This window comes from Lentibacillus sp., assembly GCF_035301925.1.
Classification (GTDB): domain Bacteria; phylum Bacillota; class Bacilli; order Bacillales; family Amphibacillaceae; genus Lentibacillus.
This window is the reverse complement of record NZ_DATGTI010000009.1, coordinates 1-14,656: the sequence shown is the minus strand read 5'-3', so window position 1 is coordinate 14,656 and position 14,656 is coordinate 1. Positions and strand designations below refer to the sequence as shown.

Annotated in this window: 17 protein-coding genes; 15 read left to right on the top strand and 2 right to left on the bottom strand. The window is 44.6% G+C overall.

Annotated elements, in window-relative coordinates:
* Positions 1-238: 238 nt before the first annotated feature.
* The 8 genes from VK080_RS01250 to VK080_RS01220 all read left to right on the top strand — a co-directional run bounded on the left by VK080_RS01250 (position 239) and on the right by VK080_RS01220 (position 5,757).
* Positions 239-541, top strand: a complete 303-nt coding sequence (locus VK080_RS01250; protein ID WP_324222990.1) for a metal-sensing transcriptional repressor — start codon at positions 239-241, stop codon at positions 539-541.
* Positions 542-554: 13 nt separating this feature from the next.
* Positions 555-2,939 carry a heavy metal translocating P-type ATPase gene (locus VK080_RS01245; protein WP_324222989.1) on the top strand — a complete coding sequence of 795 codons (2,385 nt, stop codon included), beginning with the start codon at positions 555-557 and terminating at the stop codon, positions 2,937-2,939.
* Between the two features lie 102 nt (positions 2,940-3,041).
* A complete protein-coding gene (copZ, locus tag VK080_RS01240) occupies positions 3,042-3,248 on the top strand; it encodes a copper chaperone CopZ (protein ID WP_324222988.1) in 207 nt (68 codons plus the stop codon).
* Between the two features lie 549 nt (positions 3,249-3,797).
* A complete protein-coding gene (locus tag VK080_RS01235; RefSeq protein ID WP_324222987.1) occupies positions 3,798-3,947 on the top strand; it encodes a hypothetical protein in 150 nt (49 codons plus the stop codon).
* A 102-nt stretch (positions 3,948-4,049) separates the two neighbouring features.
* Positions 4,050-4,556 carry a CBO0543 family protein gene (locus VK080_RS15965; RefSeq protein WP_414672197.1) on the top strand — a complete coding sequence of 169 codons (507 nt, stop codon included), beginning with the start codon at positions 4,050-4,052 and terminating at the stop codon, positions 4,554-4,556.
* A gap of 21 nt (positions 4,557-4,577) precedes the next feature.
* Positions 4,578-5,036 carry a CBO0543 family protein gene (locus VK080_RS01230; RefSeq protein ID WP_324222986.1) on the top strand — a complete coding sequence of 153 codons (459 nt, stop codon included), beginning with the start codon at positions 4,578-4,580 and terminating at the stop codon, positions 5,034-5,036.
* A gap of 123 nt (positions 5,037-5,159) precedes the next feature.
* Complete coding sequence (locus VK080_RS01225; RefSeq protein WP_324222985.1) at positions 5,160-5,300, top strand: hypothetical protein; 141 nt, start codon at positions 5,160-5,162, stop codon at positions 5,298-5,300.
* Positions 5,301-5,484: 184 nt separating this feature from the next.
* Entirely contained in the window at positions 5,485-5,757 is a 273-nt protein-coding gene (locus VK080_RS01220; protein ID WP_324222984.1) for a hypothetical protein, read from the top strand.
* 420 nt (positions 5,758-6,177) lie between these two features.
* Here VK080_RS01220 and VK080_RS01215 read toward each other — a convergent pair whose 3' ends face one another.
* The gene (locus tag VK080_RS01215) at positions 6,178-7,527 is read right to left on the bottom strand and encodes an MATE family efflux transporter (protein ID WP_324222983.1); all 1,350 of its coding nucleotides are present in this window, start codon (positions 7,525-7,527) and stop codon (positions 6,178-6,180) included.
* Between the two features lie 200 nt (positions 7,528-7,727).
* Here VK080_RS01215 and VK080_RS01210 point away from each other — a divergent pair, with 200 nt between their 5' ends.
* Entirely contained in the window at positions 7,728-8,783 is a 1,056-nt protein-coding gene (locus VK080_RS01210) for an LLM class flavin-dependent oxidoreductase (RefSeq protein ID WP_324222982.1), read from the top strand.
* A 257-nt stretch (positions 8,784-9,040) separates the two neighbouring features.
* Positions 9,041-9,346 carry a TIGR04104 family putative zinc finger protein gene (locus VK080_RS01205; protein ID WP_324222981.1) on the top strand — a complete coding sequence of 102 codons (306 nt, stop codon included), beginning with the start codon at positions 9,041-9,043 and terminating at the stop codon, positions 9,344-9,346.
* 64 nt (positions 9,347-9,410) lie between these two features.
* Here the strand turns inward: VK080_RS01205 and VK080_RS01200 are convergent, their stop codons facing one another.
* The gene (locus VK080_RS01200; RefSeq protein WP_324222980.1) at positions 9,411-9,860 is read right to left on the bottom strand and encodes an Lrp/AsnC family transcriptional regulator; all 450 of its coding nucleotides are present in this window, start codon (positions 9,858-9,860) and stop codon (positions 9,411-9,413) included.
* 213 nt (positions 9,861-10,073) lie between these two features.
* Between VK080_RS01200 and VK080_RS01195 the strand changes: the two genes are divergently transcribed.
* The 5 genes from VK080_RS01195 to VK080_RS01175 all read left to right on the top strand — a co-directional run bounded on the left by VK080_RS01195 (position 10,074) and on the right by VK080_RS01175 (position 14,590).
* Positions 10,074-11,687, top strand: coding sequence for a gamma-glutamyltransferase family protein (locus VK080_RS01195; RefSeq protein WP_324222979.1), 1,614 nt, complete (start codon positions 10,074-10,076; stop codon positions 11,685-11,687).
* Positions 11,678-12,289: a chromate transporter gene (locus VK080_RS01190; RefSeq protein WP_324222978.1), complete on the top strand. Its 612-nt coding sequence runs from the start codon at positions 11,678-11,680 to the stop codon at positions 12,287-12,289. The genes VK080_RS01195 and VK080_RS01190 overlap by 10 nt, the downstream gene beginning before the upstream one ends.
* The gene (locus VK080_RS01185) at positions 12,289-12,816 is read left to right on the top strand and encodes a chromate transporter (protein WP_324222991.1); all 528 of its coding nucleotides are present in this window, start codon (positions 12,289-12,291) and stop codon (positions 12,814-12,816) included. Before VK080_RS01190 ends, VK080_RS01185 begins: the two co-directional genes overlap by 1 nt.
* Before the next feature lie 283 nt (positions 12,817-13,099).
* Positions 13,100-13,429, top strand: a complete 330-nt coding sequence (locus tag VK080_RS01180) for a metalloregulator ArsR/SmtB family transcription factor (protein ID WP_324222977.1) — start codon at positions 13,100-13,102, stop codon at positions 13,427-13,429.
* A gap of 225 nt (positions 13,430-13,654) precedes the next feature.
* Entirely contained in the window at positions 13,655-14,590 is a 936-nt protein-coding gene (locus VK080_RS01175) for a cation diffusion facilitator family transporter (protein WP_324222976.1), read from the top strand.
* Positions 14,591-14,656: the final 66 nt, after the last annotated feature.

Sequence of the window (14,656 nt, the reverse complement as noted above, 5' to 3'; positions counted from 1 at the left end):
CTTGTGAAGTGGGGTCTTAAAGACCTGAACCATTTATACAAGCGTGCGTACTTAAACTATTGAACCGCCGTATACGGAACCGTACGTACGGTGGTGTGAGAGGACGACTAACCAAATAATGGTTAGTCTCCTACTCGATTGCTATTTGGCGTTTTTGAAAAATGGGTTGTGAGGTTTATAGTTGACAAAAATACATTAGGGGGGTACCCTATAATTAGAAGGTGAAAGGAGTGAGGATATGGGTGAGCATTTGCGCGACCATCCGGTAACGCCCCGGACTGATGCTGAGAAGCAAGCCGTTGTAAACCGCTTGAAGCGGATTGAAGGACAGGTACGGGGTATTGAGAAAATGGTAGAAGAAGATCGTTACTGTGTCGATATATTAGTTCAGATCAGTGCAATCAACGCCGCATTGAAAAAAGTGGGTTTCTCCATCACGGAACGGCATACAAAGCATTGTGTCAGTGATGCAGTGCAATCCGGTGAAGGAGAAGAAGCGATTGAAGAATTAATGGAGATCATGAAGCAATTTTCCAAGTAGGGGGGTATAGAAAATGAGTGAATCAGAGCATACGACACTTGGTGTAACAGGAATGACCTGTGCTGCCTGCTCGAACAGGATTGAAAAGGTACTGAATAAAATGGACGGTGTCGAAGCAAAAGTTAATTTAACAACGGAAAAAGCATCCGTTGACTATAATCCCTCTGCAGCGTCCGTTGATGATATATCGGCTAAAATTGAAAAGCTTGGTTATGGTGTTCAAACCGAGAAAGCGGAATTTGACGTTTTTGGGATGACGTGTGCAGCGTGCTCAAACAGGATTGAAAAGGTTTTGAACAAACAAACCGGCATCAAGCATGCCAATGTTAATCTGGCGACTGAAAATGCTGCTGTTGAATACAATCCGGGCCTGATGGCAGAAGCGGATATTATCGGCCGGATTCAAAAGCTTGGCTATGACGCCAAAGTTAAAGCCGGTCAGGAAAATAAACAGTCACAGAAAGAAAAGCAGGTCAAGAACATGAAGATGAAACTGATTATCTCTGCTGTACTGTCGGCGCCGCTTCTGATGACGATGCTTGTTCATCTGTTTGGCGCCAGCGTACCGGATATCCTGATGAATCCGTGGTTCCAATTTGCCCTGGCAACGCCGGTACAATTCATCATCGGCCGGCAGTTTTATGCAGGTGCTTATAAAAATCTGCGAAACGGCACGGCCAACATGGATGTGCTCGTTGCTTTAGGTACGAGTGCCGCGTATTTTTACAGTCTTTATGAAGCTGTGAAAACAATTGGCAACCCGGGGTATATGCCGCATCTCTATTTCGAAACAAGTGCGATTTTAATCACGCTGATTTTATTCGGTAAATACCTGGAAGCGAATGCGAAAAGCAAAACAACCGTCGCTTTGTCAAAGCTTTTGGATCTGCAGGCGAAACAGGCGCGTGTTGTCAGCAATGGTGATGAAATAATGATTCCTGTGGAAGATGTAGCCGTCGGGGATCGTCTGATGGTTAAACCCGGCGAGAAATTCCCTGTCGACGGACTGGTTGTAAAAGGAAAAACATCGGTTGATGAGTCGATGATCACCGGTGAATCGATTCCGGTTGAAAAAGATGTGCAATCAAATGTCATCGGGTCAACCATCAATAAAAACGGAACAGTCGAGATGGAAGCAACGAAAGTCGGTAAAGATACAGCACTTGCTTCCATCGTGAAAGTGGTGGAGGATGCACAAGGGTCTAAAGCACCGATTCAGAGACTGGCAGACGTTATCTCAGGCTATTTCGTTCCGATAGTGGTTGGGATTGCCGTGCTGACATTTGTCATCTGGATTGTATTCGTGCAGCCGGGCGCATTTGAACCGGCGCTGGTCGCATCAATCGCCGTGCTTGTGATCGCATGTCCGTGCGCACTGGGGCTGGCAACACCGACATCGATTATGGTGGGAACAGGGAAGTCGGCAGAAACAGGTATTTTATTCAAAGGCGGCGAGCACCTGGAGCGGACCCACCAGTTGGATGCGGTGATTTTGGATAAAACAGGTACCATTACTAAAGGTAAACCTGAAGTTACGGATTTCACAGGTAATAACGAAACACTGAAGCTGCTGGCCAGTGCGGAAAAAGGGTCCGAACATCCGCTGGCAGAAGCCATTGTTGCCTATGCCACCGAGCAGGATATCGCAGTGATCGATACTGAGTCGTTTGAAGCAATACCCGGCCGGGGAATCAAAGCAACTGTCGCCGGGGAGCAAATCCTTGTCGGCACACGAAAACTGATGAACGAAAATGATGTTCCCATTGATGGGGCAGACGATGCTATGGCTGGTTATGAGGATGATGGCAAGACTGCAATGCTGGTTGCTGTCAATGGTGCGTTCCGCGGCGTTGTCGCTGTGGCAGATACGATTAAAGAAACGGCAGTTGAAGCAATTCGTCAGCTGCATGACCAGGGACTGGAAACCATCATGCTGACAGGCGATAATGAACGCACCGCACAAGCGATTGCAAAACAAGTTGGCATTGATCAGGTCATCGCACAAGTTTTACCAGAGGAAAAAGCGGATAAAGTAAAAGAGATCCAGCTTCAAGGCAAGAAGATTGCCATGGTTGGCGATGGCATTAATGATGCACCGGCACTCGCCGTTGCAGACATCGGGATTGCCATCGGTACGGGCACAGAAGTTGCCATTGAAGCAGCCGATGTGACAATCCTCGGCGGTGAATTGTTGCTGATACCAAAAGCAATCGGCATCAGCAAGGCCACCATCAAAAATATCCGGCAGAATTTGTTCTGGGCGTTTGCTTATAATAGTGCCGGTATTCCAATCGCAGCTGCCGGGCTGCTGGCACCATGGATCGCCGGCGGAGCGATGGCATTGAGTTCCGTAAGTGTTGTCACTAACTCACTACGCCTGAAGCGGGTTAAGATTTAAGGAGTTGTTCACACACTTTTAGGGAAACTTCCTTCAGTGGAGCGGTTTCCTCCACTGAAGGTTAAAAAAATCTAAAAATATTTTATAAAGGAGAGATCCATTATGCAAACAACATTGGACGTTAGAGGAATGACATGTGCTCATTGTGAGAGTTCCGTTAAAGGGGCGCTTGAAGAAATAGAAGGTGTACAAGGCGTTGAAGTAACCCTCGACACTGGCAAAGTAAATGTCATTTACGATGAAGCAATCGCGAACATTGAATCAATGCGCGAGGCAGTGGAAGAACAAGGATACGATGTGGTCGTATAGTAAAGCTGCATAATATTGGATGACCGGTTTCCATCAGTGGAAGCCGGTTTTTTTGATGGTAAAATGAGAATGATACACATGCATAATATATGCGGGAGATGAGAGGCTATAAATAATAATGCGTGATTGGACGAATATGTAAGAGCAACGGCAGCTCGTGCGAGAGGGAGTCGAACTTGTGCGGGAACAGCACCAACTTGTGTGACAGCCGCTTCAAAACGTGCGAGAATTGCTTCAAATCGTGCGGCACAGTAACTTAAGCGTGCGAAACCAACCCCGAAACGTGCACGCGCATATCAGAACCGTGCGACGGCCAGGTCAAATCGTGCGACAACGGGATCAAAACGTGCGAGAGCAGCTCAAGCTGCCTCAACTAGAACGATAACAGCACTAACTTGTGCGACAGTTGTTTTGAAAGGAGTCAGCACAATGGACGATTCAAAAAATCAGCGATCAGAAAAAGACAGAAAACTGGACTTGCAAATATACGAGAGCCAGCAGCACTTAACATTGAATATTTCAGAGCTATCGAATTTGTGAAGCAACTATATGGGCGATTCGTTGTTCTCCTGTGTCTTTGAACCTTTACTGGAGGCGGTTGAAGACGAAGAACCACGGCATTTCAAACGTCATTTGAATACATCGGGGGTTGTACTGCACTCAAAGGCAGAAGCTGATGATTGGAAATGGCTGGCTTGAAGATTCCCCAATGGCTACAGACCGTGAAAAAAGCTGCCATGAACCCGATGCAACAGGGTTGTGGCAGAATTGATTCATGAAGTTATTTTATATGTTAGGTGAATGCACATGCACATCTTGATTATCATTCTAATTATTTTACTTGCATGGCGGCGAGCCGATTGGACCCGTTTCGAGAAGTTTCATGCGACGATGGTCTACATAGCATCCATGAATTTATTATATTTCTTTTTTACACAAGATTATCCTCTGTGGATGTTTCAATCCAATATAGGCATACCAGAACATGTCCTTGACCTCCTGCACACGTTTATCGTTCTTCCATGTACGGTCATTATTTATCTGTCAAATTTCCCTGATGCATTTATTCATAAAATAATTCACATAGCAAAATGGGTTTTAATATACCTCGTATGTGAATGGGTCGGCCACCACCTTGGTTTAATCGAATATCACAACGGCTGGTCATTTGGGTGGTCAATCCTATTTTTACTTGTTATGTTTCCAATGTTAAAACTGCATGAAAACCGTCCATATATCGTATATGGACTGTCAGTTGTTGTTATCGCTTTTTTACTTTATTTATTTAAGGTGCCCTGGATCCAATAAGTTATCATGGGAGCTGTTAACATGGAAGTAATTGTACTGTGGCTTTTTTTCTTTTTAGGGATAATACTTATATTTAACACAATAAGAAAGCCGCCAGTTAAAGATTGGCTTTTATGCCTGTTAACCGCAGCATATTTTACAACATTTTTAGGTGATATCGTCGTGAAAGCTGGACTGCTTTCCTATCCTGTTAAATTATTTCCCCAGTTTCAGTCAAGCATTCTTTATGAATATTTGTTGCTGCCGCTGATGTGTATTTACTTCTATAAAACAACTTATCATAAAACTGTATTTGACTGGATCTGGCAGGCACTGGTGTATAGCAGTGTGCTGACTGTGTCTGAATTACTATTGGAGCAAAACACCAATCTTATCCATTACATCAATTGGAGCTGGTTTCATACGCTGGCAAGCCAGTTTTTGCTATTGCTTTTTATTCGCTGGCTCTTGCAATTGATTAATAAAATAAGCGAACGATAAAGCGGGATACAAATCGCAAATAATTGATTTGTATCCTTTATTTTTACAGGTGGTATTTTAAAGTTTAAATGATCAAAAAGTTGTCAACGCTAGGTCAAGCACATAATAGTAAGAGGTGATTCTTTGAAAAAGTCAACGTATTTTGGATTATTCGGAGCTATTTTCGCTATTGGGATTGTGATTGGTTTCATATTGTTTATAAATACGGATGTTGGTGAGGCAACCGGAGAAACTATCGGGACCCAAGCTTTGTATCATCAATAAGGGGAACAAGTCCTGGGTGAACCCGAGGAAGTTGTCTTAACAGCTGTAAATCCTTAATCAGTCAGGGTAACTATTTATGTTTACTGTAAGGAGAATTTGCATGCTTTGCTTGTTACATAACCCGTAAAATCAGGGGAACGCTATATATGGATTCTTTACATCTTAACATAACGGAGGCAATGATATGGCACAACAGAATCTGCATCAACAATTACAGCAGGCAAGCCGACAGATACATGAGGCTCAGGAATCTGCGCGGCAGGCACAAGGTTCAGATGAACGGCTGCTTGACCAAGCAGAACAGCAACTAAAGCAAGCCGAGCAGCAATTACAACAAGCTCAGCAGGCCGGTAACGAAGCAACGGAAAATCCGCAGTTTCAGCAGGCTTATGAACAGCTGCATGACACGCGGCAACAAATACAGGAAGCACAGCAAAACAATCATGATGTATTATGAAATAATCGAGGGATACTGGCGGGGTATCCCTCGATTCGTGTCAATCTCCTGTTTATATTTGGATACACTGATTTCCCAGTTTATAGATTCTCAGTCATCAGCACATACAATTTCTCTGCTATATAAGTAAGATACAATATGACTGGAAAAGGGGGGGACTTTCATGGGAAAATGCAGCAAATATTATAGGGAAAGGAAAGCGCGTAGAAAATTAGAGGCTGAGGATTCATTTAGACACTGCTTCAGGTGTGAACATTGCGGTAAAAAATATGGGCAGCATGAAAACGGGATTAAAAGTACCCCCTCTGACATTTGTTTCGCACCTCATCCATCTATTACAATCAACGTCTTCTCAGAAAACACATCATTTCCCTCAATTGATTTTAAGACATTTCAATACATTACACGTGCTGTTTTCCATCAATACCCTTGCTCTTGCCACCGACGTTTCATCACACCTTGTCTTGCAAAAAGAACCAGGAAAATGGCCGTCAGACCTTCTGCGGCTGGTAATGCAAGCCAGATACCTGTTGTACCGAACAGGAACGGCAGAATAATCAGCGCGGCAACTAATAAAATGAAACCGCGAAATAGTGTGATGCCGATTGATGGTGCAATATAAGCGATTGATTGATAATAGGTCATGTAAATAAAATTAATTCCCATGAACAGATATCCTGTAAAGAATAGTGTTATCCCTTTCATGGCAAGTTGGCGTTTGGTTTCTGTTTCCACTCCGAAAATCGAAACAAGCCCTCCGGCGCCCAACCAGCCGATTGCAAGAAAACTGATGCCGAGAGCAAGTCCGGTGATTTCAGCAATTTTCACCGTATCTTTGATTCTTTCGTATTTATTGGCGCCATAATAAAAGCTGATCATCGGCTGGATGGACGTTCCAATCCCAATAAAAGCCAGGAATACAAAGGTATGCAAATAATTGATGACCGAAAAAGCGGCCAGTCCGGTTGTCCCTGCATAGTACGACAGGGCGATATTGTATCCGATCACAAAAAGTCCCGTTCCAGCTTCAGAAAGGAAGTTAGGGAAACCTAATTTGCCGACCATAAGAATGTCGTCTTTTTTCCATTTTGGCCGGACAAACTTTAAGCCGGCATCCTTTTTGAAAAAATGGATAATATAAATCAGCAAACCGGCTGCCGTTGCGATAACTGACGCGAGTGCAGCCCCTGTCACCTCCATTTCCAATATAAAAATCATCCAGTAGTTCAAGATGATATTGAGTAAGGCGGATACGATAAGACCTGTCATCGCCAGCTGCGGACCGCCGTCATTGCGGACAAACATGCTAAGTGAAGTCTCCCAAGCCACAATGGGAGCCCACATAAAAATGATCCGCAAATAGTCTACGGCATAGTTTATTGTATCAGCGTTTGCTCCAAATAATCGTGCCAGGGGATCAGCTGCTATATATCCAATAAACCCAAGGATTGCCATAACGATTGTTGTCAGTACCATTGAAATCGTGAAAATTTGCTGGGCTCGGTCAATATCCCCCGCACCAGTAGCAATCGAATAAAGTGTTCCACCGCCAATCCCGATCAGGAGCGAAATGGAGATAATAATCGACCAAACTGGAACAGCGATGTTAACACTTGCCAGCGCCACCGATCCGATACCGTTACCGACAAAGATACCGTCAATCACAATATTCGCTGACATCAGCATCATACCGATAAGGGTGGGGAGAAGATATTGGAAAAAGCTTTTTCTCACGCTTTGGGTTAAAAGTTTTTGTTCTGCAAGGCTCATAATAGAACTCCTGACTATATGTAATTCCCCATCTATTCTATATTTTTGTTCAATACAAATCCACAATAAAGCAGGCAGTCTTAAATAATGCATTCGAAATTCGATTTTGAACGGATTACGTTACGTTTATTGTCGGTAATGATAAAATATGGGACAGGGTATCAAACACTTTTGTCTCATTAGGAAGGTTGTGTTTACATATGGAAAAATATCGCATTGATTCAAGCAAGGGACTTGAGTTTGGGCTATATACATTAGGTGATCATTTGCCGGATCCTGGAACGGGGGAGCGGATATCGGCACAACACCGCATCAATGAGATCATTGAACTGGCTAAGCTGGCTGAGCAGGCAGGCATTGATTTCTTCAGTGTCGGGGAAAGTCATCAGGATTATTTTGCCACCCAGGCACATTCGGTCGTGCTGTCAGCGATTGCACAAGCGACTGATACCATTAAGATTTCCAGTTCTTCAACGATTATCAGCACGCTTGATCCTGTTCGGGTTTTTGAAGATTTTGCGACGATTGACCTGATATCAGGCGGCCGGGCTGAGATTGTTGCCGGCCGTGCGTCCAGGGTGGGTGTTTATGATTTATTAGGTTATGATCTGCGTGATTATGAAGAACTTTACGAAGAAAAATTCAATCTGTTGAATAAGATTAATGAAGAAGAGGTTGTCAATTGGAGCGGTCAATTCCGCGCGCCGCTCAGGGATGCCAGGATCTTGCCGCGTCCATTGAATGGATCATTGCCGATTTGGCGAGCTGTCGGCGGAACACCAGCGAGTGCGATAAAAGCAGGATATGCGGGTGTGCCGATGTATATGGCGCATTTGGGCGGGCCGGTGTCCGCATTCAAGCGAACGGTTGATGCTTATCGTGAAGCCTTGGAGCAATGCGGCTACGACCCGGCAGAACTGCCTGTTTCAACTGCCGGATTTTTCTATGCTGCTGAAACCACCCAGGACGCTTTGAAAGAGTATTATCCGCATATTAATGAAGGCATGAAGAAGACGAATGGTCAAGGGTTTCCCAAGCAAGGGTTTGCTCAGGCGCAGGACACACGCAGCGTCATCAATGTCGGCAGTCCGCAGCAAATCATTGAAAAAATCCTCTATCAGCATGAGCAATATGGACATCAGCGCTACATCGCCCAAATGGATTTCGGCGGTGTGCCATTTGACAAGCTGAAGAAAAATATTGAGTTGATCGGCACGGAGATTTTACCGGCTCTTAAAAAGTATACAGCAAAGTAGGTGATGTCGGTAATCATTAAAGTGGTCAGCGAGAGCAGCATTAACTCGTGCGAGAGAAGCTCGAACTCATGAGTGAGCTGCTCAAGCTTACTAGATCACCACCATAACTGTCAGAACAGATGCAGCAGGCAGGCTTTCGCTGTGATGGGTTGGTTGCTGATATAGTGTAGCATTCCGGCAAATGACATGTTCAAAATGATGACACTATGGTAGTGTTGAACGTAAAGAAGTGATTTGACTCTTAAGGGGATGATGGCATGCCAACATGTCAAAACTGCCATGAACAATGGAATTGGAAACAGTCGGTTAAAGTGATGTTTACATTGGACGTGAGGCTGACGTGCCCGTTTTGCGGACAAAAGCAGCACCTGACAACAAATTCACGTAAACGGAGCCAGATTCTCAATGTTGTCGTTATCCCAGTGGCGCTTTTTCTTGCCTTAATGCTCGATGTGCCGCCAGTGGGCAGTTTTGCCATATTAATAGGCGGTTTTCTATCAGCGGCTAGTATTTACCCGTTTCTAATCGAGTTATCCAGTCACGCTGAACCGGGCTGGAAGTAAGCGGAAAGACTTAAGATCAGCAGGTTCCCCATTGGATTAAGTTCATGGGGTGTGCCACTCAGCGTTATAGCTTATAGCCCGTCCGGCTTTTGAACCGTTTTAGAATGACACTGCTCTCAACCCTCGTAATCCCTTGTACAGAATACAGTTCACTGTTGATAAAATTTTCCAGCATTACAAAATCCTCGACCAGCACGTGCATATGTAACGTGCTCGGCCCTGTCATCTGATAGATGCTCGCGACATTTGGATGATCGGCAAGGTTTTGGGCCACCTCTTGAAAGCGTGCTGGCTCCACATCCACCTCAAAAAAAGCAGACACGGTATTTCCGAATTTCTCCGAGTTAATGACAACCGTAAACTTTTCAATAATGCCTTTTTTCTTCAGATTATTAATCCGGTCTTTTACAGCCACCCTTGAAATACCGACTTTTTCCGATAACTCAACATATGAAGCTCGTCCATCTTCAACTAATTCTTCCAGTAATTTTTTATCGATTTCATCGACCTTCATGGGATACCTCCAGAATACAGCTTATTATCAATATCATAACATGGATTGATTTAATGTAACCAGAATAATATTATAACTTTATAAATGTAACCAATTAGTTCATATATCATTATTATTGTTAAAAAATTGGATTGACAAATTAACTAATTGTGACGTAAAATGATATTTAATTTAGAAGATTTCATCAAAAATTAAAGGTGGAGGAACGTGCGAATGAAGATTCTTGATCACCTCAATTATCCGTATTCGTCGCCAAGACTATCAACCTTTGCGAAGAATGGAATGGTCGCGACATCGCAGCCGCTTGCGTCACAGGCTGGTCTGGATATCCTGCGGAAAGGCGGAAATGCCATTGATGCCGCTGTTGCAACGGCGGCCTGTCTGACCGTCGTGGAACCGACCTCGAATGGAATTGGCGGCGATGCATTTGCGCTTGTCTGGACGAAAGGTAAATTGCACGGATTGAACGGAAGCGGGCGTGCACCTGAATCCATTTCAATCAAGGCTGTCAAAGATAAAGGATACGATGAACTGCCGAAGTATGGCTGGATTCCGGTAACCGTTCCCGGTGTGCCGGCTGCCTGGGCTGATCTTTCCAAAGAATTTGGCAAACTGCCTTTCCGTGAAGTTTTACAGCCGGCAATCGATTATGCCCGTGAAGGTTTTCCGGTTTCCCCAACGCTAAGCAGGTATTGGAAAAAAGGCTTGAATACTTTCAAAGAAACGTTCACAGCTGATATGTTTTCTGAATGGTGCCGGACATTTGCGCCGAATGGACACACGCCAAACCCTGGTGATATCTGGTCTTCGGAAGATCATGCGCGGACACTGGAAAAAATCGCCGGTTCCCATGCCGACTCATTTTATCGGGGGGATCTCGCGGAAACAATCGCCTCATTTTCCCAACAAAATGACGGGTTCCTGCAAGCCGAAGATTTAGCAGCTCATCAGTCTGAATGGGTGGAGCCAATCGGGGTAAACTACAGAGGCTATGATATTTGGGAGATTCCTCCGAACGGCCAGGGTTTGGTTGCATTACAGGCGCTTAATATTTTAAAAGAGTTCAATTTTACAGAAAAAGAAAACATCGATACATACCATAAACAAATTGAAGCGATTAAACTTGCGTTTGCAGACGGCAGGAAACACATTACAGATGAAACGCATATGAGATATTCAACAGACGAATTGCTGAGTGAGATGTATGCCAAGAGCAGAAAAGCGCTGATCGGTGAAACGGCAGGGCTGCCTGAAGCGGGTGAACCATCTCAGGGCGGCACGGTCTATCTTGCTGCAGCCGACAATGAAGGAAATATGATTTCGTTTATCCAGAGTAATTACATGGGATTTGGCTCAGGTCTGGTCGTCCCGGGTACCGGCATTGCTCTGCAGAATCGTGGACATAATTTCTCGCTGGATCCAAATCATGTTAATGCGCTCGCTGGCGGTAAGCGGAGTTTTCATACGATCATTCCAGGCTTCATGACCCAGGGAGATCAGCCGGTTGGACCGTTTGGTGTGATGGGCGGCTTTATGCAGCCGCAGGGGCATGTGCAGGTTGTCATGAACACGATTGATTTCGGTTTGACGCCACAAGCCGCATTGGATGCACCAAGATGGCAGTGGTTCAGGGACAAAGAGATCGAAGTGGAGAACCGTTTCCCTCATCATCTTGCTCAGGGTTTGGCTCAGAAAGAGCATGATGTGACAATTCAGCTGGAACCAAACGGTTTTGGCAGAGGGCAGATCATTTGGCGTAATCCTGATACCGGTGTTCTTGTCGGTGGCACAGAAACACGTACAGACGGCGGGGTTGCTTGTTGGTGAATAACAAAAATGCAGCAAAAGAAGAACAGAATAACGGAAAACAACAATTGCATCTTTTCCTCGCTTTTTTCCGGGTCGGCATCCTCGGATATGGGGGAGGGCCGGGTTCGATTCCGCTGATTCATAAGGAAGTGGTTGATAAGTACAACTGGGTTAATGATGAGGAATTCGGCGATATTCTGGCACTGGGCAATACGCTTCCAGGACCGATTGCCACTAAACTGGCCGGCTATGTTGGTCATCGTGTGTCCGGTTTATCGGGAATGATTAATGCGGTTCTGGCGGTTATATTCCCGACAATTTTTTTAATGATTGTGCTGTTAATGTCGCTGTCGTCCGTCAGAGAATTTGACTGGGTGAACGGAATGACGGCGGCTGTCATTCCGGTGGTCGGTGTTATGCTAGCCGTTCTGACATGGCAATTTTTCGAAAAAGCCGGCAAGGGCATGGGCTGGCTGCAAACGATCATTATGAGTTCCATTATTTTGATTCTGTTGGAATTAATCGGTGTACACCCAGGTATTATTATTGTCAGTCTCATTGTTCTGGCATTGGTTAAACGCGATCAAGGAGATCGTGCGAAAGAGGGTGATGCACCTTGATGCTTTATTGGAATATGTTCATTGCATTTTTTATTCCGGGTATCCTTGGCTATGGCGGAGGTCCTGCATCGATTCCACTGGTGGAAAATGAAGTGGTGCAGCGTTTTGAATGGATGTCCGTACAGGAATTCAGTGAAGTGCTGGCACTGGCAAATTCGCTTCCCGGCCCGATTGCCACCAAGCTGGCTGGCTATATCGGTTATGAAGTGGCCGGGATTCCGGGTGCAGTTGTGGCTGTTTTCGCCACGGTGGCACCATCGCTGATTCTAATGATCTTATTATTGGGTATTCTATATAAGTATAAAGATTCCCCAAAGGTCAAACGCCTGACATTATATGTTCGGCCTGTTATTGCTATTTTGCTCGGGCTGATGGCATGGCGGTTTTTCGCTGATTCATATGAAGGGATCGGCATCTGGCAGACGGCTTTCCTGATTGTTGCCAGTTATGTATTGCTGGAACGTTTCAAAATCCATCCCGCATTTGTCATTTTAGGGACGCTGGTGTATGGCGGGTTTGTTTTGTGACATATGAAATCATGATGAACCCTGCATCGGTTAGATGGTGCAGGGTTTTGTTGTAAAATTGACCCTGTCTTAACGGTCAGTACGATCCCAACTGAATGAAGTTTCTCATTGAATTGAATCATTATGGGGAAAAATCGCTATAGATCCTGCCTGAATAGGAAGAGTTGACAATTCGGATAATCCTTTTTAAAATATGAACATATGCTAATATAAGCACATATTGGATGTTTGTTGACAAGTTTACAAAACACAGGAATTTAAGATTAAAAGTGAGGGAATTGTAATGGATGAATACACTGATAATTCGGGAACCGGTGAAAACGAAGATCTGGACGAAGAAACGCTGTTTGTCGTATCACAAACATTCAAGGCGTTAGGCGATCCGACCAGAATCCGAATTCTTCATTTGCTTTTTCAAAATGAATATTCGGTCAATCAGATTGCCGAAAGTTTGCATCTCAGGCAATCAACCGTATCACATCAGTTACGGTTCCTGAAAAACTTACGGTTAGTAAAAAATCGCAGGGATGGTACGACATTATATTACTCGCATGATGATGAGCATGTTATGAACTTACTGAAACAAACAATTAACCATGCCTATCACTGTTAGCAATATTATTAGCAGGGGTATGTACGGGTGTTGGGATCGCGCGAAATCAGGATGCTCTCGCGCGAATTTAGGTCTGTTCCGCGCGAAATTGGCGTACCGTCGCGCGATTTCATGACATCCTCGCGCGAAATCTAAAGAGTCTCGCGCGATTTCGTGACATCCGCCGCGCAAAACAGGACTACGCACGAAATCAGGGTTCTGTCGTGCGATTCCTGGTCCAATTCGATGGGAGGTATTCACTTGGGACACGATCACAGTCATGATCACACACATGGTGCCAACAAAAAAGCGTTAATGGTTAGTTTTATCATCATTACAATATACATGGTTATTGAGGCAATCGGCGGCTTCTTAACCAATAGCCTGGCTTTATTGTCAGATGCAGGCCATATGTTAAGTGACTCCATATCACTTGGTGTAGGTTTTTTAGCTTTCACATTTAGTGAAAAAGTGGCAAATTATCGAAATACGTATGGGTATAAACGATTTGAGATATTAGCGGCTGTATTTAACGGGGTTACGCTCATCTTGATCTCATTATACATTTTTTATGAAGCTTATCATCGTTTTACGGATCCGCCTGAAGTTGCTTCAACCGGCATGTTGACGATAGCAGTCATCGGTTTAATTGTGAACATCATCGTTGCATGGATTTTAATGCGCGGGGATACAGAGGAGAATTTGAATCTGAGAGCAGCTTTTTTGCATGTGTTAGGTGATTTGCTCGGTTCTATCGGTGCCATTACAGCAGCTTTACTCATCATGTTCTTCAATTGGGGCTGGGCCGATCCAGTGGCAAGTGTCATTGTTGCAGTCCTTGTACTGGCGAGTGGCTGGCGCGTCACCAAAGATGCCGTTCACGTGCTGATGGAAGGCACCCCTAAAAATGTCGATATGGATGAGATTATCCATACGATCGAAAATCTCCCGGAAATAATCAATATACACGATCTGCATGTATGGAGTATTACGAGCGGGCAAAATGCGCTGTCCTGTCATGCGGTGGTTGACGGGAACTTATCAGTACACAAAAGCCAAGAACTGCTGCGGACGATTGAGCACGAATTGGAACATAAAGGTATCGGCCATGTGACCATTCAGATGGAAAGTGAAGAGCACCCGCATGAAGATTCACTGTTGTGCAGTCATGAATCTGAGTGACCGACGCAATATAAAACGTGCATTGATTAAGTATATCGATGCACGTTTTGTGTTTGATCTATTGTA